Source organism: Legionella cardiaca (assembly GCF_029026145.1).
Lineage (GTDB): Bacteria > Pseudomonadota > Gammaproteobacteria > Legionellales > Legionellaceae > Tatlockia > Tatlockia cardiaca.
Genome location: NZ_CP119078.1, coordinates 498,604 through 521,417, shown reverse-complemented (window position 1 = coordinate 521,417; position 22,814 = coordinate 498,604). Strand labels below are relative to the sequence as shown.

Genomic DNA, 22,814 nt, shown 5'->3' with positions numbered 1-22,814 from the left:
AAAAGCTGGGTCTTAATTATTGATTGATTTTTATCTAGTATGGTGGTCCAATACACTATCCTTGCAATAATGGAGATCACTCCAATGTCTAAAGAAGAAATGATATGTCGTATTGTCCGCCAAATTACTAAGCAAGCCTTGCAAAAGACCTGCTGTGGATAATGAAATTACCTTTACTCTCTGAACTACTTGCTTATGAAAATGCGCGAGTAGTTCATTATTTTTGTCATTACCACCCTGAGTTTAACTTTGTACAAGGGCAACGACTTCTTAATGATTTCTTAGCCTGGATGTGGCTAAACGCCTACCGTAAAAACACCAATCGTCATACTTACTTATTTGGTCCTTTACTCATTCTGGACAAGCTTTGGCATGCGTTTATTCTGCATACTGACGATTATGTCAGTTTCTGTCAGCACTATTTTGGCGAATACTTTCATCACCACATTGAACCTCTTGGTATGGAACATGAACTTACACCCGACGAGCTTGCCGACTTTCTCAGTGATGCTTATGACTATCTTGGAAGAGAATGGATTGAGCGATATTTTATCGCTCTTCTTCATGAAACCTAAGTACTTTTAAATTCACTTATCGACAACACTTTTTAGATAACGTATTATCTTTAACTCAAAGTATATCCCTTAGTTTAAGTAGTAACTATTCAAAAATTTTGCCAAAAGACAGAAGTGTATTTGGCATGTGAGAAGTTACCAAGATTATATTGGAGTGAAGCCATGACAGCCGAACGCTTTTCGGCCTCTATTGTAAACCGACTGTCATTACCCGGCACTCAAAAAATGCCTCAAGGCTATTATCGCTCTAAGTTATTTATTGCGCCTTTTACGACCAATCCGCTGGTCGCTGCAGCAGGTCCTCTATTATCTTTACTTGAGCGCTTATATATTACGCCTTCACTCCCCCCCATCAACAGCATTCGCGAAAATATTGAGCATGAATTACGCGCATTCCATAGTCGATTAAATGGTAAAACCTATACGGAAGAGCTGGATGCGATAGCCCACTATTTGTTGTGCGCGACTATTGATGAATTATTAGGCAAAAACTATTTGCGTCTTTATGGAAAAATTGCTGAGTTCAAAGCGTTTACGCCCTCTTCACATGATGATATCGGACCACAACAGCGTTTTTTTGACATAATTAAATATATTAAAGAAAGACCAAATCAGTATCTGGATTTGATCGAACTTGCCTATTATTGTTTGATTACAGGGTTTGAGGGTGAACAACATGGTCGCACAGATGGCCGGCAAGTATTGGATAACTTAATTGAAGAATTATATCAATTAATTAAAGAACATCGTGTGAATAAATCTCATCAATTATTTAAAGAACAAAAACATGTCGATAATTTCCCAAAAAACCATAAGCCATTAATAGTTAGCTCTATTCTTGCTTTAGCAATATTAGCTGGCGGCTATTTTATTAGTCATTTTTTATTAGAAAATCAAGCTAAAATTGTGCAATTTGGACATACTGTGGCCGCTAAACTGGATGACTGATGGATAATTCATTAAACGCACTTTGCGACGCATTAAAACGAATCCTGAGCTATTTAAAACCACAAACTAATGCTATTTCCTTTTTACTTCTTACAGGGAAAATTAGCCAAGGTAAAACCACATTACTGCGACAGGCGAACTTAACTCATTATCCGGTTGATACAGAAAATAACGCCAATTTTTTTTATAATCAACAAGGCGTCATTTTAGAATTGGGCGAAGCCTGGCTTAACCAGAGTGAAAATCTACTGACCTATACACTAAAACAATTAAACCGCTGCCATAGCAATGTTAGAATCACAGGCATCGTTTTATGCGTCGATAGTGGTGAATTATTACTTACTGAACCTATACAACTTCTAGAACGATGTAAATCCCACACCCAATTGCTAGAGCGATTTGGTCGCAGTTTAGGTTACTGTGTAGATACTGCCCTTATTCTCACTAAATTAGATACCCTAGCCGGATTTTGTGATTTTTTTCAAACCGATCATGTTAATGATCTTGCTAAACCACTGGGTTTTTCGTTAGCAGCAACGAAGCAGAAAAACAATTTACTCGAGCATTATAGACAGCAATTTGATCAAATGATTGAAGTGTTAGGGCATCAGATTATTAATAAGCTGCATCCAGCCCGCTCCAGTGTTAAACGCACGCTTATTCGCGAATTCCCATTACAACTAGCAAGTCTACGCGTTCCAGTGCAATCGCTGGTGCAGAATATAACATTGCAATTTTTTCGCTTACAAGCAATTTATTTTACCAGTGCTGAACAAGGTGGTTTGAGTGTTGATAAATTAAATAAGAAAATTCAGCATGAATATGCCTTGGCTGTTCAAGATAGATTTCCACAAGCAAATAATTATCGTGCTTATTTTATCGATGGTGCCATTAGAGCCATTCAGGAACAAACAAAACGCTACACAGCACAAATGGGGGCGACACAAAAATGGTTAATTGGCCTTGGAACGGGTATTGTTGGCTTATCGCTGGTTTGGGTTATCCAACAACATTTAAAAACTTCACGTCTTCTCGATGAAGCAAGCAAAGAATTAATTACTTATGAAATGTTTCTTGGTCAGGCAAATGATAAAACATCGGCACTTTACCATTTGTCCCTTGCATCAACAAAACTGCAGCAAATACCCACCAATATTTTGTCTGTCTCTGTCGTGGAACAGCTAAAAAGGCAACTCTACAGTAATGCAAAACATCGTTTACATGATGACTTTCTCCCTGAGTTAATTACAGGCATTGAGAAAATTATTCTAGACCCCGCGCAAACGCAAATAGCTCGTTATCAGGCATTAAAAATATACTTAATGCTTGGAGAACCCGAGCATTATTCCGAGGCTGAGGTCACGCGCTGGTTTAGCGACTACTGGAAGGCAAATAACCAGCAAAATACAATGCACAAAAAATTGCTGCTGTTACAAAATGCCTTAAGACAACCCATGCAACCGATTAGGATTAATAGACAATTAATTAGTGATGTACGTAATTATTTAAATGCATTGCCTGCCACTTATCTGTATTACACCTTAGCAAAAAATACTTTCCCTTCGTCCACGAAAACTATAGTCGTTGAAGGATTTGAATTACCTAACAGAGATCTGCCTTATTATTATACCAAGGCAGGATTTAGAGAAATTATTGCTGCATTACCTACAGTTTCTGCGCGTTTACAGCGTGAAAATTGGGTGTTGGCACGTCAGGATCTGAATAATTTACACAGCCAGTTAGAACAAGCTTATTGTTTTGAATACGTGACTTGGTGGCAGAATTTTATACGCCGAACCAAACCTTTCCACTATCAAAATTATCAGCAGGCACGGCAGCTCACACAAAGTTTGTATCGCACCAATGCAATGAGCACGCTTATTAAATTAATTCAACAGAATACCGCGCCAGAACCGAATGAAAATGCTGTGCTATTCAATCAAAAGATTGCCAACGAATTTACTAATTTAAATTTAATGAGTGATTCAGCAGCTAATGAGTTAACACTAAATATCAATGAATTAGAAAAATTCCTCACGACATTGTCATTAGTAAATGACAAAGGACGTACCGCCTTTGATTTAACCAAAGCTCGTTTCCAGGGAGGTACCGCTTCTGATCCGTTAAGTACACTATATAACCGGGCAAGACAATTGCCCGAACCGGTTGCTACCTGGGCAAAACAGATAGCCGACGATACCTGGTATATTTTTATCAGTGAAAGCAAGAGCTATCTTAATCAACAATGGCAACAAATGGTTTATAACGACTATAAGATGACTATTGCTAATCGTTATCCATTAGATCCTTTGCAAACAGAAGAAGTCTCCCTTATAGATTTTGATCGTTTCTTTTCTCCACATGGAACCTTGAATACTTTTGTCAGCAATTACTTAAAGCCATTTTTAGATACTTCAAACCCACAATGGCAGCCTAAAGAAGTCAATGGTTATGTGATGCCTATTGCCAGTGAGATTACCAATGAATTGATTCGCGCAAATGTTATCACCAATATGTTTTTCTCCGCTGACAACGAAACAAGTAAAATTGAATTTAGCTTACAAAAAATTAATTTAGATCCCGTGGTTGCCAATTTGCAATTAACTATTGGTCAAAAAACGCTCACTGATAATCAGGGCAGTGATTCATTCACGCAATTTAGCTGGCCTCAAAGCAATGCCAAATTGAGTTTAGACTCTATTGAAGGTAACCACTATGAGCTTGAAGAAATCGGACCTTGGGCTTTCTTTAAAATGCTGCAGAAGGTGAATGTGTTAGTTGATAGTGAAGATAGTGCAAGTTTGCAAATCCTATTTGAAGTTAATGGTAATTCTGGCCGATATCTATTAAAAACACAGAATCAGATTAACCCATTCAGTCCCGGAATCTTAACAGGGTTTATTTTAAAACCTGAGGTTACATAAGTTAAATCCACTAAGAAAACCTGGTTGTCGCAAATGCGTCAACCAGGCTACTTATAGTAGTCTATGCAACTGTATGCACTTGCTGCAGTAAAGAAATCAAGGCATCTTTATCAATAAACCCCACTGCATTTAATGCTTTTAAAGGCTCACCCTTCGCATTAAAAAATAACATGGTGGGCGTCCCATAAATTGCAAAAGCCTGCTTAATTTTCTCTACTTCAGGATTATCAGGATCACTGATATCAACTTTTAGGTTTACCAGTCCTGACATGGCTCGAGTGACCTCAGGTTGATTAAACACCTTCGTGTCCATTTCCTGACAATCACTACACCAGGTCGCATAAAACTCAAGGAACACCGCCTTATTTTCCTTTTTAGCAGCAAGTAATTTTTCTTCTATCATGGCTAAATTGTGTACCTTAATAAATGGTGATTTTATTACCTCGGCGGCAGAAGCTTTGTTTGCAAGCTCTGTAGAAACAGTTGAGTAGGCAATAATTCCACCAAAAACCAAAGCAACAATTCCTAGCCCCTGAAACAAATATCCTACTTTGCTTGTTGGCGTTTTTAGACTACCTAAACTAATGCTGCTAGTAATAAGTAAAGCAGCCCATAACAGCCTTATTGTTTCTTCTGCCAAAACTCTCCCCAACATCCAGATTGCCATAGCTATCATTAATATGCCAAAAAACTTCTTGATTTTTAGCATCCAGGAACCTGTTTTAGGTAATAAAGCGCCTTGGCCTGCCCCTACTACAATTAAGGGAATACCCATTCCTAAAGCCATGACAAAGAGAATTAATCCCCCCATAAATGCCTGGCCGGTTTGACCAATGTAAGTCAATACGCCAATTAAAGGAGCAGTTACACAAGGAGAAACAACCAATGTGGAAATAATCCCCATGAGTGCCACAGTCATAAAATTAGCCTTACTATTTTTTTGGCTAACGCAAGCCAATTTGGCATTAATTTTTGACGGTATGCGTAATTCAAAGAGACCAAACATTGATAACGCCATTAATACAAACAACAAACTAAAAGCAATAATCACGGCTGGTCGCTGCATTAATGTTTGTAGGGTACTTCCCATGTAACCAGCTATGATGCCTGCTGCTGCATAGGTAATTGCCATACCCAAAACATAACTGAGTGAAAGTTTCACTGCTTTGGCTGTTGTGACTCTATGCTGTCCAACAATTATCCCTGATAAAATGGGTACCATTGGTAATACACAGGGTGTAAAAGCTAACAAAACACCAAGACCAAAAAAAACGCTTAAATAAACAAAAACGCTATTGTCTTGAATAAAATGCATGATAGTTACTGGATTTGCACTTTCAAATCCAGCTGAGAATGACCATACGCTATGCGAAATAAGCATAAGCGCCAATATACCCATAAGGGATTTAAAATTTTTCATAATTGATTCCTATTAATCAAATAATAACTACACAAGGTAGCCAAAGATGTTGCTTGATTAATAAGACAAAATTGGCGGTTTAAATAACCTGGAATAAGGTGAAATAGAGTTCAGTTGAACATAAATAAAATAGAGTAGCCCTGCAAAAATATATAAATATAAACTTTCCAGCCGCTCTTCATTTGCCAATGTGTAGCAAACCGATGTCTGGCAAAAAGAAGTCGTTGGGGAATTACCTGAACATTTACTATTTGTCGTCGTATATTGAGTCGTCGAAAGCATTTGTTTTGAGAAGTCAAAACGCAGCAAAGGCTTTATAGCCAATAAAACCAGACTCACAATAATCAGATAATGAAAAAGTTTACTCATGATTTTCATACTATCTATAATAACAGCCACTTACATTTGTGTAAAGATTACTCAAAATACTGGGCAGGCAAAATCCTCAACTTAACTTGAACCTCGGGTTATTTGATAGAGGGTCATCCGCCTACACAGGCATAACAATTTTACACTAAGCTAGTTTACTGCCAACAACCAACTCAGGAGCGGGTCTAAGTGGAATGGTACATACAATAGCATTTCCTCCCATTGGGGAATTGCCAAGATGAATAGCCCCGCCATGTGCTTCAATAATTGCACCGCAGATAGCAACTTCCAAATCCACTCGCAAACCATTTTTGAAATTTTCCAGGATAATTTTTGCTTGCCCTATAGAAAGTACAGGTCCCCTATCATAAACACTAATAGTTAATCTATCTTGATTAATGGTTACAGCTAAAACGACATTAGTTCCTACAGGTAAATATTTACAAGTATTTACAAGTAGCGTAGCAAGCACTCTTTCAATAAGGGTATCATCCAAATAGACCAAGGGTAAATTTTCCTCCAGGAGGGTATCTATTGGATGAGTAGTTATCTTTGTATTAATGGAATGTATTACTTTCAAAATGATTTCCTCAAAATGACACCATTGCAAGTTTAACTTTAAATCACCGCTCTTAATGCGTGCCATTTCAAGCAAATTCTTAATAACTTCCTCCATTCGCAACACTTCTTGTTTCAATGCTTGTGTTAACTCTTGTTGTAGAGGCGTTGACGGTGCCTGCAGTAAGGAATCAGATAAATGATGCATTGAAGCTAGAGGAGTTTGGAGATCAAATGATAAAGCAGCCAACAGTGAATTTCGCATGCGTTCCGATTCAATATGTACAAGTGCCTCCTGGGCAACTTGAATAAAATGCACGCGTTCTAAAGCAATTGCTGCCAGAGCAGCAAAAGTATCTAGTTGCTGACGTTCCTCTGGTCGTTTTATCCAATAGATATTTTTAGATTTGATGACCAGTAACCCTCGAGTTCGCATCGGAGCAACCAAGGGTAAATAGAAAAAACTGTTTCCGGGTAAAGTGTCTGTACCATATCCAGCAGATTCTTTGTGATCAAAAGCCCATTGTGCAATTCCTATATCTAAATCTTTTAAAGAGGAGCCAAAAAATAGTTTTGCATTTGCTGGTAACTGCAAATGTCCAGTATTATCAGGTAGCAACAACAACGCTCGAGCATTAAAAGCATGTTGAATATAAACTCTCGTGGTTTCTAATATCGGCTCTATTTGCAAAGCACTTGATAACTCTCGAGCAAAATTATAAAGCACATGCGTTCTGGACTCTCTCTGTCCTTTAATGAAGATCTGATAACGTAAATTGGATGTTAAATAACCGGTAATTAAAGCGATTAGTAACATCATGATTAGCATAATGACATACTGCAAATTAGCGACATAAAAAGAGTAGCGTGGCGTTACAAATAAAAAATCCAAGGCACTAAGTGTTATTAACGAGGAAACAAAGGCAGGCCCCCGTCCAAAGCGAATAGCCACTAGCAAAATTGTGAGCAAACATAAGAGTCCAAGATTTGCTGTGTTAAAGAATGGATCCAATAAAATAGTGGCTATGATAGTAAAAAAACTTGCAAGAATAGCAATTAAATAGCGTAAATATCCTCTTTTTTGCCTTTTTTTAAATTCTTTTACTTTAACATTTCCCGACCCTTTTCGTGATTGATTGCTAAGGATTAATAAATCCAAATCGGGAGCATGAGTCGCAAGACGAGATATTAATGAGCGATGCCATGGCCAGGCAAAACGACTTCGCCTTCCCAAAACAATTTTTGAGAAATTTTGACTTCGCGCATAGTCAATGATAGCTAATGCAATATCATCACCGGTAAGGATAGAGGTTGTTGCTCCTAATTCTTCAGCAAGTTCTAAAGCTTTTAAAGCATATTGCCGTTTGGACTCAGACAAACGCATCAATTCAGGCGTTTCAACATAAATTACATGCCAGGAAGCATTTAACTGACTGGCGAGTCTTGCTGTGCTTCGTATAATGTATTCAGCACCGGGCCGTTCTCCAATACAAACGAGTAAGTCTGTATCTGTTTTCCATATGTTATCGATTGATTGCTCAATGCGATAAGCTTGTACATCCTCTTCAAGCCGCTCAGCAGTACGTCGTAATGCCAGTTCCCGTAAAGCTATTAAATTTCCTTTACGAAAAAAATTTTTTTGAGCCAATTCACCTTGTGACCCTTGATAAACTTTTCCAGCCTTTAAACGTAATAATAAATCTTCTGCAGTAATATCAACCATGACTACTTCATCAGCTTTATCAAAAATGGTATCTGGCACAGTTTCAGAAATGTGAATGTTGGTAATTCCACCTACCACATCGTTTAAGCTTTCCAAATGCTGCACATTAAGAGTGGTGAAAACATCAATACCCGCGTTAAGTAATTCTTCAATATCTTGCCAACGTTTAGGATGACGTGTGCCAGAGATATTGGAGTGGGCTAATTCATCAACAAGAATTAATTGCGGTTTTCTTTTTAGCGCTGCATCAATATCAAATTCAAGGAGATTTTTGCCACGATAGTGGATTTTTTGGCGTGGTAAAACAGGAAGACCTAATAGCAATGACTCAGTTTCCTTACGTCCATGTGTCTCGACAAGTCCAACAACAACATCACATCCTTCTAATTTAAGTTTTTTTGCCTCAGTAAGCATGGCATAAGTTTTACCAACACCAGCAGATGCACCAAAATAAATTCTCAATTTACCTTGAGAAGCCTCTTTCTCTTGGCTCTGAACTTTTGCCAGTAAGACATCTGGATCAGGTCGTTGATCATCCATCCCCACCATGAACTAACCCCTCCTATTGAAAGAGTTTAGTAATGCCTTGTAATGAGGAGTTGCTGTCCTGTATTACTACATAGACATTTGTATTCTTTCTTCCTCAGTATAGATATTCTGTTTGTGTATTGTCTCGACTTCTGTTTTAAAGGTAGCTAAATGACTTTGCAGAGTTTTGTCATACTCGGCACCATCTTCTTTGGTTCGTGGTTTAAATTTTTCCCCATCTTTAATCTTTGTACACAACGCTTCATAATTATCAGGGTCTTCTTTATAATTTTGAAAGGCAACTTTTAATTCACTAAGATAGTCTGTTCTTAGTTGAGCTTCAGTTTTATAACCAACACAACCGAAAAACAAAGCCACAAAAGAGCTTGCCATATCTCGAAACCAGAATTCTTTCTCGCGAGCGTTCAGATAGTCACCAAAGTGTCCAGTGAATTTATTATCCGTCGTCTTTTTTCCGAAATATTTCTCCTCAAGATAATCACGAGCATCCTCAAATTTAACTTCAGCTACGGCAGTATTTTCAGATGGCATCTGTGTAATCGTTTTAAAATAGTCTAAAATATTACCCAGACTCCCCACCAGGTTTGAATCAAGACTAGATTTCTCTATCTCATTCCAAGAATCTATTAAAGCACTCTTTAGAAAAGCAATAAGGTCTTTTTGGAGCTGTTTCCTGTCTCTCTGGTGATAAGGTAAAGATTCTAAAACACTAATTCTGGCCTTTAAAGCATTTGCTTCTGCTAATACTTCCTTATATAACGTTTCACTAGAAATTTCTGCACAACGTTTTTGGAATTGCTCAAACCCCTTTCGGGCCTGTTCAATTTGTTCACCTTTTGCAGAAACAGCGGGATGATCCCCCGTCGCTACGGTTGCTTTTGCCAACGTCGTTACAGAATCCTCTGTGAGTGCCTGAAGTTTTTTGGATAACTCAAGGACAGGAGCTACTTTTTTCCAAGTCAATTCATTTTCTTTTTCAGCAAGTTCCTTAAATCCTGTAAGTATATCCTCCAAATTATTCAACTCTGGTATAACTATTTTTATTCGCTGAAGCTCTTGAAGATTATCTTCCACAGTTTGCAACTCAGGAAGAGCGCTCTTTTGTAAACTCTCCATTGCTGTTTTAATTTTTTCTTCAAAGTTGGTAATAGCCTGTGCCCATTGGGTTCTGGTCTCACAATTGGCAGAAGATAATTCCTCAGAGGTTTTAGACAAGTTAGCAGCCTCATTACTGATATCCTTCAATAAATTTAACTGTAACTTATTCTTAGCTTCAGTGAGCAAAGTTAGCTCATTTCGGGTAGCCAACAGACTATCTTGCACTGACTTATCTTTATTGTTATCAAGTTCCTGTAGTCTAGCCTCGACTCTATCTTCGAATACTATTATATCCGCGAGTAACTTCTCTTGAGTTTCAAAGCCTGCAACCGCATCTGCTCTTTTTAGCAATTGGGAAATATCATATTTCACTTTAGATAATTCTAAATTAATAATTTTATTATTAATTTGGACCTTTAATTCTGCTCGATTTTTCTCAAACCCCTCTTTTTGAGCTAATAATTTATTAAAGTGCAAATGCGTTTTTTCTTTTAATTCTTGCAAATCTTTAGGTAGTTCTTCTGTAAACTGGGTTACTCTTGCTTCTGCTTTCCTGACTATTCCTTTAGTTGCATGCTCACTCCACTCGTCTAATTTCGCAGATAGTCCATCTTTAACCTCACGTTGTATTGCGTTAGCAGAAGACTCTCTATAACTTTTGGCAGTATCAAGCATCATTTCAATATCAAGTTCTTTAACTTTCTTCTCTACCTTAGCCCAATATTCTAAAGCTTTTTCATCACTATCTAATGCTTCTAATTCGGCATTAAGCTCTCTTAGAGTTGCATGTGCAGCTTTTTCTACATCACTTAACTTGCAATCAAGAACAAAAGCGTTATTTTCGATAAGCGCTTGCTCATGTTGCATACGAACTAACACTTGGCGAACATCGGCTTGAGCATGGCGTAACTCATGGGCTCTCAGTTTCTCATTCAACTCGGCAATTTTTCCTGCTTTTTCTTCAGTTAACTCTTTGAGTCGATGTTTTCGCTGCAAGGCATAAAGATTATCTTCTCCTAGATACTCAATTTGTGGTTGGGGAGAGTATTTCTCGGTGATGTCAATTTTTAACTCTTCATCAATTTGGGCAAGTTTAACTGCAACGACCTCTTCTATATGTTGTAGATCGAGTTGGTATGAACTTGGCCCCATCAGGGTGGTGTAGTGTCCCAGGTTATTCTTTGCAGCATTCCAACTTCCCCATATTCCCGTAGCGTCGGCTACCCGTTTATACATGCCATCAATCCAATTATTTATCGCTTCATCCTCCCCTATTTCCAGATATTTTTTAAAAAGGTTTTGCGGTATTTCTTTTGTAGGGAAATAAATAGCGCTTGGATTATTAGCAAGTGCTTGATGGTATGCTATCAAAGCTTTCTTTGCATCCTCAAGAAATGCTCGACGCTCTCTTGCCTGATCCTTCATAGAATCATAAGTTTGTTCACAGACCTCCTCTCGTTTTATTCCCAATTGCTCTTCAAGCTTCTGCATTCTAGGCTCATACCGTCCATCAATCTTTTTTACTTCGGGCCGGTAGAAATCTTCTGTAAATCTAACAAGAGCAAACCTCTTCCGCGTTGCGTTTGTTCTAGCCTCAGTACTTGCTGCAAAGCGCTCACTAATGACTTGTCCGAGCTGTTGTAAACGACTAGCTCTTTGTTCATTAGATGCAAGAAGTTCTGCCTGTGCTAATTCATTTTGTTTTACTTGTAATTTTTGAATAGAGTTTCTTATCTCGGCAACTTTTTGTTCTTTTTTCTCCAGTAAATGCCCTTTAGCATCTCTCATTGCCAGTTTATAAGCCTTATCATAAAGCTCACCTACCATTCTCTCTTGGGGAGGATTATTTTCTTCAAAATGCTCATGCGCATCGTCTATTTCAGCTTGAAATACTTTTAAATATTCCTTTAAACCCTCGATCATTTTCTCGCAAGTCGCAGAGTCTTTAGGCTCTTCTTTTGCGCTGTAGAATTCAGGAACCTCTCGAGTGCTGGATAGCACTTGAACAAGCGCTTGATCCAATTGATCAACATAAGGTTGAATTTCTTTGAATACCTCTTCAGCCTTGATTAGTTGCTCCTCAGCTTTTCCTTTTATTTTTGCCATTTTTTCCAATAAATTCTCTTGATTAGCAACTCTAAAGAAGCGCTTATACCTTTCATCGAGACTTACTTGGATATCCTCTTTGAATGAGTCTATGCTCCGTGAACTATTAAAAATTTTCATCCATTCAGGCAACACAATTTCAGAAGGCATAGGATGACCATATAAATTTGCAAGAACAAGAGAACTTTCTATGGTGTCAGGTAGTTTGCGTTTTTTACCGTTGATCTCAAATTCTTGCTGGTTTTCTAACTTCCAATTATCTAGAATGTCCACATATGCCTTTTGGGCTTGTCTTCTCTTATCGGGTTGCTCCTCAGCCATTCGTATAATTTCACGTAGCTTCTTGCGATCCATCAAATTATCTTTTAATAACCATTCTGCTTCTCCCACAAAATTTTCAACCTGCTTAAGGCCATCAAAAAATTCTTTGCATTTATCATCAAGTTCCTTCTTTCTCTGTACTACAATTTTCATGCAAGCACCAACCTCGGCAGCATGCTTCGGAGAGTGCAGTTCATAGTTTTTTAGTCGTATAGCCAGGTCGTCTCGCAATGGTATTAAATTATTTTGCGCTGGTTCTCTAATTTTGCCAACTATCGGAACACTTTCAGGAAGAGACGCTAGATCTTCATCAATCACAGCGGTTAAAAACTCAGATAACGCCTTACCTATTTGATAGGTACGTTCGTCAACAATTTTTGGTACCCAGGTTTCTTGATCTAAAAACCTAAACGCTTCTTTTATGGTATCTTTATTGTTGTAGGCTGCTAAATATCCCGTGGTAACAGCAGCAATATTCCATACAGCCTGCATTACCATATCTGAATACAGCTCTAACTCTCTGTGGGTAGCAATTTCTTCAGTTGAAGTATCAGTACCTTTGGGTAAAAGTGCCGGGTTGACAAATTGTTTCTGTGAGAATTGGGTATCAGACAAACCATCTCTACTTATCTCTAAAGGCTTATTGCCATTAATTTTTACAAGTGCTTGTCTAAGCACTTCAACTTTTTCAAACATACCCATTTAGACGCCCCTCACTAACACAATCATTTGTTTTGTGAATTTAGTCCTTCTTTATAATTTTATTATATTTTTTTTATCTGAAGTAAATATTAACAGTTTAGGACAAATTACTATCTTTTTGTCGATATTTGCATCACTATAGAAAAATATTGACAATCTAATAGCAAATAAATAAAAAATAGTCGTGTAGACAAGAACTACATGGAGGGGGAATGGACGCAAAAGTATCGTTTCTGGATAAGTCATCGACTTTTTTATGGGTATTTATTTAATGTCATTCCCGCGATAGGCGGGAATCTATTCTTGTTTGGAAGATGGATTTCGCGGAAATGACAGGAATTTAGATTCAGGTAAGAACTGGTTAATGCATTTTTGGTAGTATCTTTATGTTGGGGTCTTTGGAGTAGGCATTAAGAATGTCATTGACCAGCTGCTCAATAACGCTTTCTTTTGCATCTTCTTCAATTAAGCCCGTTTGCTCTCTCATAGAGGACAGGCGTACTTCAATTTCTTTAGCAACAGAACCATTCGGGAATAAGGCTGCTAGCAATCTTCGCGCTTCTGCAGGGCCTAAATGACGATAAAGTTGATTTCGCACACTGGCATCTTCAGCCGTGGTGCTGAATGCCCATAATTCGACAGGACCCAAGGTAAGGGTAAGCAACTGAACGTTGACACCGCTTTTTGTGGCATATTGAACAAGAAACGTGGCACCACCCTGACGAGGCCCATGAACACGAGTACGCAATGCTGCTTTTGCAGTGTTTGATAATCCAAAAATTTGGCTCGTTTTTTCTACAGCTTGCGAGGGGCCCGCATCCATTACATAAATAGCCGTACTAAAATCAATCATAATCGCGTCAAAGTCATCTACAGATTGTGATAACAAGGCAATTTGCACTTTCCACTTACGGCCTTCACGCATATCAATAATAACCTGGTCACGTACAGCTGCAGATTTTGCCGTGCGATGGAATTCATCATAAACGATTCGTTTCGGATCTTCTCTAATTTCTAATATCCGTTCTTTATGGTATTCCTGATATTGTTCCGGAATATTATTCAAACTTTCCTCAGTCAGATAATAATGACGCGCCAATACATAACGTGCCAACATGTACATTACTGAAGTTTGTCTATCCGCCGCATCTCCTCCACTCTTCGCCACTTCGTCCAAGTCAAGAGAAACAACTCGTGCATCGCCAATATCAAAAGCTGTCACGCGTGATAAAATTGGATACTCGCGTACCGCCCCAGAAATCATTCTAGCAAAAGCATTAATTAATGATTCACCCGTAGGAGCTGTTACCTTCTCATATAAGTCTTCAATTGATGGCGTACGACAAATCGATGCTGCATCAGCAAGGAGAGGCATCGCATAACGCTGGGCGAGCATGGCTTCATGGATGAAACCGGCTGAATAAAGAGAATCGGTAACTTCCCACCAGGTGGATTTTGAATCCCTTACAAACCCAATCTCCTCGAGAATACTATCAATGAACTCTTCAACACCTGGCGCATAGGGTGTGGGATTAAATTCATCAGCAAGACTTTTATAAAGCTCATCAACAATCATACCAGCCAAATCAGCCATACCATCATAAGGTTTAGCTGCACCTAGCGGCGTTGTTAGTAAGGTTAAGAAGTTAACTAAAAATGAGCGTTCTAGTGCCGTAGGATAACGGCATCCTAATTGAGTATCGAAAGGATTAATTGAGTAATCCGGTGTCATCCGTAAACGATGATAAGCCACAAGGTGACGTTGCGACGCAGGAAGAGCTTCCTTAAGTAAAGAAATTAACCCACTACTTGAAGGGCCAATATCGATAATTGCAATCCGAGGCAAGCGCGTTAATCCACCTGAAAGGCAAAGTGCTAAATTTAAAGCATTGGACAAAACAGATTTACCCGAACCAGGACGTGCATAAACCAAATCAATCCATGTAGTTTGTTGTGTTGAACCAGGTTGAAAAGGCCATGGTTTACCATCAGGCGTACGGAATAATAATGCTCCCGTATCCCAAAGAGAAGCGGGTCTGGTGATTGGCAGCATGGTAATAACATGAGACAAAGGAGCAACAGAGGGGACTGCTGCACTTTTCAAAGTCGTTGCCAGCATGCTTGATACAAATCCAGCAAAAGGATCACCACAAATTTCTGAAACATCTGTAGAACCCCAACCTTGAATAGCTTTAACAAGCTCTGAACTTCGTCTTCTTAAAAGGGGCAATTGCTCTTCAGGGGCCCAGGTTGTTGCCACAACTCGTAGGCGGACAATCACATCATCCGTATTCAACTGCAAATATTTTAATAAGTTAACCGAATCACTAATTAATCTATTCTGTGCAGACGAGAAACTTAAAATAGCAGATAACAAACCCTTTAGTTTAAGGGTATTTAATCCTTCACTTTCTATCAAAAATGAAATTCGCCAGGGAACATGCGAGGGCAAAATTCTGGCAAATAAATTAATGAAAGGTCTAATATCTTTGGGAAACAAATCAATAAATACTGATGAATACAGTTTGTTTCCAACCTTAACTGTCCTTAAATCCAGAGTTTCCGCATCACGTGGAATTACCTGTTTTGCTAATGAGGGCCATAAAAGATCTGAAGGATCGCCATCAAAACCGTTAAGTTCGCGAGCAACTATCGCGTCTCCAGGAAGCGCTGCTCGCCAATCATCTGCAGTAAAGTCAGGGTCTGCAGTCATCCGTATGGCATGAACCGCATCGTGGACTTCCATTAATCTGGCAATAATGTTTAATGCATCTAAATCGTTAAGAATAGAACGCACATAAGCATCATGAGTATCACGCAACTCTGGAATGGCAGCATAAATAGTTTGGGTATTTTTAAAGGGCGGGGCTTTTGAATCTTTTAGCATCTTCAATTTTGCTTTAGAAGCTGCCTTTAATTGATCCTGGGCCAAATTATAAGGACGTGTGTATAATACAAAAAAAACCCGCTCTTCTGCACAATACTGTGCTAAAAAGCTGACCCGCTCAGAGAATAAATCATCCAGGTTTAATTCTAATCTTTTGGCGGTTGCTTCAGCCGGAGCATAAATATCTTGAATAACCTTTCTTATATTTTGTTTATCATGACTAAAATAGACTTGCAAAGAATGACCCGGTCGCCCCATAGCCGCCTGAAATGCATTACTCAAGCCTTCTACTAAACGATCGAATTCCTCTGTTCCCGCCAGTGCCGTAATGCCTTCTATTTTTAGGATAGATAACAAACTACCATCATGATTAACTAAAACAGTTGGACTATCTGCCGTCTCCAAATCACAATAGGATTCAGTTGTTTGTTTTAATGATGTACTTAACCAGGAAAAAAAGGTATCAACACCTTCAAAAAATGACTCTGCCCATTTCCCCATGTCATTCCCTATATTCTTAACTAATTATTCTCAACGAGAATTTAAAGTGCCCCTTTATTGGGGTTTACTTATTTTCAGTAATTTCTTCTAAAGCACTAGCAGCCCAACGCTCAATTTGTTTACGAAATTTAGCGCGAGAAGGTAATAACCTTATATTTTTAAATAGATTTTCAGCCGCATCAGGCGACACATTTGAATCAATAATTAATTGACCAAAAATTGCTGGATCACTTGTGCCTTCACCATATTTTTCTTCAACAATTTGTGAACGAAATTTAAAGCTGCGGTAGATATTTTGTGCACTACTTTTATAGCCTGTATCATTTGTGATTGCACAAAATAAAACGTGACATAGGCTATTTAATTCCGTCTGGCTAAGCTCTGGTAAATAAACCAGAGTACCGCCGCCATAACCACCAACGCCTACAGATTCAATAAAAAAACACTGTGCACAAAAGCAACATGCTGTTACTAAATTTGATAATCGATTATTTGTGAAGTTATGATCGAGATTCACAACTTCCTGAAAAAGTTTTGCTTGGAAGCCACAAAATTGGCAAGTATATCGATCGCGTTGAAATACTTTTAATTCGTAGGATTTAAAACGTTCGTCTGCCTTCCTAGCAGAATATAAACGCCAAGAACCAGCACTCGCTATAAGTTTTAAATTATTACGTTCTTGGTTACCCGCCATTGAGCACTCACAATTACAAAAATTAATTAAAAAAAATCAGGAAGGCACGCCGTGTCTTCCTGATTTTTTACCTAGTTCTTAACCGCCAGAACCAGTAAAGATGGTTCCAGTAGGACCAGCGACTGAACCTGCTTCACCAAACATGGTTTGTCCAGTAACACCTAGGATTGAAGGTAAAAATAACAAAGCTGCAGCAATGAATACCAGCGCAATTGGTGTTCCAATTGGAATTTGCGTTGGGTTATCTTTATGCTGCTTAAACTTCATAATTGCACCAATAGAGAAACCAAGTCCTGCCAAGTAGGAACCTGCAGTGATTAATTTCGCCACACTAGTGAAGGAACCTGTAATACTAGATGCCATATTTCCCAAAGTCTTGGAACTTGCAGCAACTTCTCCTGCAAACACCATCAAACCAAGGCAAGCAGTAAATATTAGCAGCTGTTTCAAATTATGCTTTAAATTTAATGGCTTGTTCACTTAATTTCTCCTTTCTAAAAGCTATTAACTTGTACCATAAATTGTATTATTAACGATTTGCAGTGTTGCTACAATGTTCATTGCCAAGATACCCCCAAAAACATGTATCAACCCCTTGCCAGTCCCGCCCGGTGGTTGTCCCTGGGAGGTGGAGCGAGCAATGAGTACCCATCCTCTAACAAAAGCTATCACTCCAATGGTTTGGATGATAATTGCTAATGGACGTCCTATTGTACTTCCACTACCAAAAACCGCCGTTATGGCATAATTATTACTATCTACAGGGGCATATTGTAAAATACTAGATGAACCGAATGTAGTCTGCAACAAAATCGCCAATCCTGTGGGAAAATAAATGAATATTCCGGCAACTAACAGATAGGCTAATGGTTCCTTGATGCTGGTATTACTAGACATCATCGTTCTGGCTTCACCGTACACTTTTAAACTATATATTGCTTTAAAAGCAAATGCCAGACCTATAAGGTAGGCTGCGCCAGTAACTAAGCGCTCAACTGGTATTAAGTTATTAGCAATATTGTTCAGGATATCAGCTTGGTTTTGTAACCAATTGATCACTGAACTTCCAGTATTATTCGCGGACATAACAGCCTCAACTATCTTGCTGACTAAACCTTATCACTCTACCAGAGCTCGTTAGTACTCTTCCTTGTCTAGAGTCAATCAGCCTAACAACACCATAACCTACTATTGGAGTTCCCTCTCTTACGGTAATTGTAGACCCATTTTGTGCAATTAACCAAGCTCTTCCAGGTATTATAGCCTGAATAAAATAAGACGGCGGTGGCGGTGTTTTTATGACTACTTTTGCTACTGGTTTTGGCTTGGCTCGTACTGTTATTACAGCTATTTGTTTTGATTGTTCTTCAACCCTGGTAACAATTACTGTCAGAGTCTGATTCAACTGGGCAATCTTCTGTGCTAACTCATTCATGTTAGTATTAATTGTTGCCAGTTGACTGTTCATTGAATCAACTTCTGAACGGAGATTTTGCTGGCTAACCTCAAGCGCTGATAATCGCTGGGTGATTTGAGAATCGTCCGTAGTGGGTGTCGGAGTCTGTTGCTGCTCTATTGCCGGTACAGCAGTTTGTGCGGTTGGGGGCTGTTCTGCAGGTGTTACCGGTTGCGGTTGCGGCTGTTCTATAGGCTGTGGTGGAGGGGTAGTCGCTGTTAGTGAAGGTACATTATCAGTGGATTGAGGCTTCTTTGTAAAAAGAGGTCCTAAGAATTTATAAGCAAGCATAGCGACAACAATCACAACGACTGCAACTATTGCATTACGCTTAAAATTGGGATTAATGTCTTTTTTTGCAGCAGGAGTCGTCTTGGCTTGCTCTTCTTCTGCTGAATCAGGACTAATGACGTCTAAATCAGAAAATTGATACTCATCACCATATTCATTTTTATCTTCATCTGCCATGTCTTACCTACTCATCAAGTTTAAAGTGAGGTTACATCTTGAGTAAATAATATACCCAAACCAGTACCTGAAAAGACCTCTACCGTTATCGGAGTGCTAAATTGCTGTTGCGCAACCTGCCCCCAACTTTTTCCAACGGTTGCTAAACCAATTACTGCGTTCTCTAAAGCAGAACGTCCTATGCCATTTTGTACCGTTATATTGTCACCGCCCCCTGTACCACCAATTGTTACCGTGGTATTTGCTGATTGGAAAGCATTACCAAATCCTTCGATGAATGAAGAAGCAAATAAAGAGCCGTATCGTAAAAGGTAATGGTGATCTACTTTACTCGCTATTGCCGTTCTAGCAGTATTAGGGTCAATAGCATAGGCACTAATTGAAGTAGTCTTTGCTGCACCTGGAACAGACATTGTGTTAAAACTAATTACCATCTTATCGGCATTACTGGGCAAATTGAAACTTCCAATCAGTTTAGCCCCTTTAAATTTACCAGACACGATGGTTGCTAAAATGGGACCTGGTTCATCACTATTAACTGAAGTATCCAATACTGCAAACATTACATCGCCAGTTTTAATAATCGCTTTTGGCTGAGACCCATTGGCAAGCCCACCAGGACTAACTGTCGTGGCTTGCGTAACTATTTGCCCACTAGCACCGGCAGTAGCTGCTTGAGCGGGTGCTTTTTCTTCTTCTGCAGAAGCGGCATTGTAAGCTTGTGCTGAAACTTTCTGCCAGCCTTGCAAAGACTGATTTGCTGCACCTAGCATTTGCGCCATTCGTTGTTGAATTTTTTGTTGATAACGTTGATCAGCAAGCAATTGTTTTTGTCTAGCTAAAATAGCTTGTAATTGCTTCGTGTTTGCTGTCTCTGCCGCTAGTGCAGCATCTGTCGGTCCAGGGGCAACACCTGGTATTCCTGGAAGCCCTGGAACAGCTGAAGGAACACCTTCCTGTGTTGGTGCTTGCAAGCCGGCTACTTGAGAGCCTGGAAAACCTGCATCCTGTATTTCTGCATCACTGAAACCTGCACTTTTTAACTGATCTGCGGTAAACCCGGCATCCTTCAAATCTTTTGCAGAATAACCGGCATTTCTTAAATCTGCCGCACTAAAACCCGCATCTTTTAAATCTTTAGCACTAAACCCGGCTGCTTTAAGTTGACTTGCAGAAAATCCGGCATTTTTTAAATCAGCGGCACTAAATCCAGCATCTTTTAATTCACTAGCGGAAAAGCCTGCATTTTTTAGATCAGCAGCGCTAAATCCTGCCGCGCGTAATTCTCTGGCAGAAAAACCAGCATTCTTAAGATCAGCTGCACTAAAACCGGCATTTTTTAATTCGGCCGCAGTAAAGCCTGCAGCTCTTAACTCAGCAGCAGTATATCCTGCAGCTTTCATGGCTGCTGCACTGCAACCTAAGGTTTGTCGGATTGTAGTGGCAGAAACTCCTGCTGCTCTTGCTGCCCTTAAGGACTCAACACTGCAATCGGCTGTTCTACCCGCTGCAACCGCCGCAGCTGTACCTATGCCCGCTTGTCTTAATTGTTCTGGAGTAAAACCTGCGGCTAAAAGCTCAGCCGGAGTAAACCCTGCGTCAGATAGTGCTTTAGCATCATAGCCGGCAGCTTTTAGCGCTTCAGCGCTACAGCCATTTAAATCGCGAATGCGTTTTGCAGGTACACCTTGGCTAAACAAATATTTTAATTTAGCTGGGTCACAGCCTGCTGAGCGAATCATAGCATCTGAAAGACCAGTTGCAGCATTAATTTGTTCAGGAGTGAAGCCCGCTGCCAGAAGTTGTTGGGGTGTAAATCCAGCATCAGCTAATTCTTTTGCATCAAAACCTGCGGCTTTTAAAGCATCAATGCTACATCCATTTAAATCGCGGATTCTTTTAGCGGAAACTCCTTGAACTAAAAGAGCTCTTAATTTAGTGGGATCGCAGCCTGCTGCACGGATAGTATTGTCATCTACAGGACTTGCAGCAGTAATTTGAGCAGGTGTAAAACCAGCATTGGCTAAATCGGTATCGGAAAATCCCGCATTTTTTAATGCTTTTGCATCGTAACCGGCTGCCTTCAACGCTTGAGCAGTACACCCATTGAGAGTCCGTATCCTTTTAGCGGATACGCCTTTACTAAGCAGTATTCTTAGCTTGTCAGGATCACACCCGGCTGCGCGAATTGTATCATCATCCACAGGACCTGCCGCAGCAATCTGTGCTGGCGTAAAACCAGCATTAGCTAAATCTGCATCGGTAAATCCTGCCGCCTTCAATGCCTGAGCGCTACATCCAGCATATTGTCTGATGAGCTTCGCACTTACACCTGCAAGACGTTCTTTTCTTAGAGTTTCAATATCGCAGCCTGCACTTTTTATATCTGCCGGCGTAATGCCTGGTGGTAATTCAGCCTCAGCAGCTGAAATTTCTCCTGGAGTATAACCTGCTTTTCTTAAATCATCTGGCGTAAAGCCTGCGTTAAGCAAATCTCTTGCGCTGTAACCTGCCTGTCTTAATTGTGCTGGTGTAAAACCTGCATTTTTTAAATCGGCAGCACTAAAGCCGGCATTTCTTAATTCCGCAGCAGTGTAACCTGCAGCTTTCAGTTGAGCAGCGCTACAACCACTAATACGACGAATTGCTGCTGCAGTGACTCCCGCCGCCCGTAAGCGTTTCAAAGCATCAACCTGACAACCAGCATTACGGACGTCGGCAAGTGTCACACCATCCGGCAAGCCACTTGCTTTTGCTATATCATTATCAGAAAAACCTGCCCCTTTTAATTCACCATCAGAAAAACCACCATCTTTCATTTCCTGTGCGGTAAATCCGGCATTTCTTAATTCACAAGCGTCAAAACCACATAGCCTGAGGCGTCCTGCATCAAAACCAGCCTCTTTTAATTGGCGAGAATTAAAGCCTGCTGCTCGTAATTCTTTACATGAACACACCGGCTCAAGATCTTTAATTTGGTAGCCATTATCTTTCAACTGTGTACAGTTACATGCTGCTCTTAAATCGCTAATTGTAGCTCCCTGGTTCACAACATTGGTGATTGTTGCTTTACTACAATTATTATTTTGCAAAGATTGAATCCATAAACTGCGTTGAGCACCTGCTTCATCTTCCCGTGCAAGAGTTGCAAAGCCAACACCCCCTTCCCCTTGTTGTGGACCAATTGCCTGAACCCCTTCACCGAGTGCCTGAGAACGAATAATAGTCGGGATAGCACTTCCACCTGTTTTCATGGCGGCTTGCGCTTGAGTAACATTTTGCTCCTGTTGCAACTTGGCGTATTGCACCGTCGGATCAATAGCACCAGGAATAGACTGAATACCAGGCACAGTCGTTACTGTCGAAGTTCCACCAGTAACGTCTCCTGTTCCTCTTAATTTTAATACACCAATGATTACCGCTATAATTAATAAAATTGCGGTAAAAATAATGATTACTCGGGAACGAGTATTGGTAAATAGCGCCTTAAGATTTTCTTTTCTACCTGCCATTTG

At 39.6% G+C, this 22,814-nt stretch carries 13 protein-coding genes; 3 read left to right on the top strand and 10 right to left on the bottom strand.

Going from position 1 to position 22,814, the window contains the following annotated elements; translation table 11 throughout:
- The first annotated feature begins 161 nt into the window (after nucleotides 1-161).
- From PXX05_RS02350 to icmF, 3 genes are all read left to right on the top strand, one after another.
- On the top strand, nucleotides 162-575 hold the full coding sequence (locus PXX05_RS02350; RefSeq protein ID WP_275089448.1) for a glycine-rich domain-containing protein: 414 nt from the start codon (nucleotides 162-164) through the stop codon (nucleotides 573-575).
- A gap of 162 nt (nucleotides 576-737) precedes the next feature.
- A complete protein-coding gene (gene icmH, locus PXX05_RS02345; RefSeq protein ID WP_275089447.1) occupies nucleotides 738-1,523 on the top strand; it encodes a type IVB secretion system protein IcmH/DotU in 786 nt (261 codons plus the stop codon).
- A complete protein-coding gene (gene icmF / locus PXX05_RS02340) occupies nucleotides 1,523-4,447 on the top strand; it encodes a type IVB secretion system protein IcmF (RefSeq protein ID WP_275089446.1) in 2,925 nt (974 codons plus the stop codon). The genes icmH and icmF overlap by 1 nt, the downstream gene beginning before the upstream one ends.
- 61 nt (nucleotides 4,448-4,508) lie before the next feature.
- On the opposite strand, the gene dsbD is transcribed toward icmF, so the two are convergent.
- The 10 genes from dsbD to dotG form a co-directional block, all read right to left on the bottom strand.
- A complete protein-coding gene (gene dsbD / locus PXX05_RS02335; protein WP_275089445.1) occupies nucleotides 4,509-5,867 on the bottom strand; it encodes a protein-disulfide reductase DsbD in 1,359 nt (452 codons plus the stop codon).
- 57 nt (nucleotides 5,868-5,924) lie between these two features.
- A complete protein-coding gene (locus PXX05_RS02330; protein ID WP_275089444.1) occupies nucleotides 5,925-6,236 on the bottom strand; it encodes a lpg1681 family protein in 312 nt (103 codons plus the stop codon).
- A 145-nt stretch (nucleotides 6,237-6,381) separates the two neighbouring features.
- Nucleotides 6,382-9,066, bottom strand: a complete 2,685-nt coding sequence (locus PXX05_RS02325; RefSeq protein ID WP_275089443.1) for a DUF4118 domain-containing protein — start codon at nucleotides 9,064-9,066, stop codon at nucleotides 6,382-6,384.
- Between the two features lie 66 nt (nucleotides 9,067-9,132).
- Nucleotides 9,133-13,293: a coiled-coil domain-containing protein gene (locus tag PXX05_RS02320; RefSeq protein WP_275089442.1), complete on the bottom strand. Its 4,161-nt coding sequence runs from the start codon at nucleotides 13,291-13,293 to the stop codon at nucleotides 9,133-9,135.
- A gap of 361 nt (nucleotides 13,294-13,654) precedes the next feature.
- Nucleotides 13,655-16,681, bottom strand: coding sequence for a type IV secretion protein IcmB (locus PXX05_RS02315; RefSeq protein ID WP_275089441.1), 3,027 nt, complete (start codon nucleotides 16,679-16,681; stop codon nucleotides 13,655-13,657).
- Between the two features lie 64 nt (nucleotides 16,682-16,745).
- Nucleotides 16,746-17,375, bottom strand: a complete 630-nt coding sequence (gene icmJ, locus PXX05_RS02310) for a type IVB secretion system protein IcmJDotN (RefSeq protein ID WP_275089440.1) — start codon at nucleotides 17,373-17,375, stop codon at nucleotides 16,746-16,748.
- A 78-nt stretch (nucleotides 17,376-17,453) separates the two neighbouring features.
- A complete protein-coding gene (locus PXX05_RS02305) occupies nucleotides 17,454-17,786 on the bottom strand; it encodes a type IV secretion protein IcmD (protein WP_083500819.1) in 333 nt (110 codons plus the stop codon).
- Nucleotides 17,787-17,879: 93 nt separating this feature from the next.
- Nucleotides 17,880-18,461 carry a type IV secretion protein IcmC gene (locus PXX05_RS02300; RefSeq protein ID WP_275089439.1) on the bottom strand — a complete coding sequence of 194 codons (582 nt, stop codon included), beginning with the start codon at nucleotides 18,459-18,461 and terminating at the stop codon, nucleotides 17,880-17,882.
- Between the two features lie 7 nt (nucleotides 18,462-18,468).
- Nucleotides 18,469-19,299, bottom strand: coding sequence for a type IVB secretion system protein IcmG/DotF (icmG, locus tag PXX05_RS02295; protein WP_275089438.1), 831 nt, complete (start codon nucleotides 19,297-19,299; stop codon nucleotides 18,469-18,471).
- A 20-nt stretch (nucleotides 19,300-19,319) separates the two neighbouring features.
- Nucleotides 19,320-22,811 carry a type IVB secretion system protein DotG/IcmE gene (gene dotG, locus PXX05_RS02290; RefSeq protein WP_275089437.1) on the bottom strand — a complete coding sequence of 1,164 codons (3,492 nt, stop codon included), beginning with the start codon at nucleotides 22,809-22,811 and terminating at the stop codon, nucleotides 19,320-19,322.
- Between the last annotated feature and the right edge of the window lie 3 nt (nucleotides 22,812-22,814).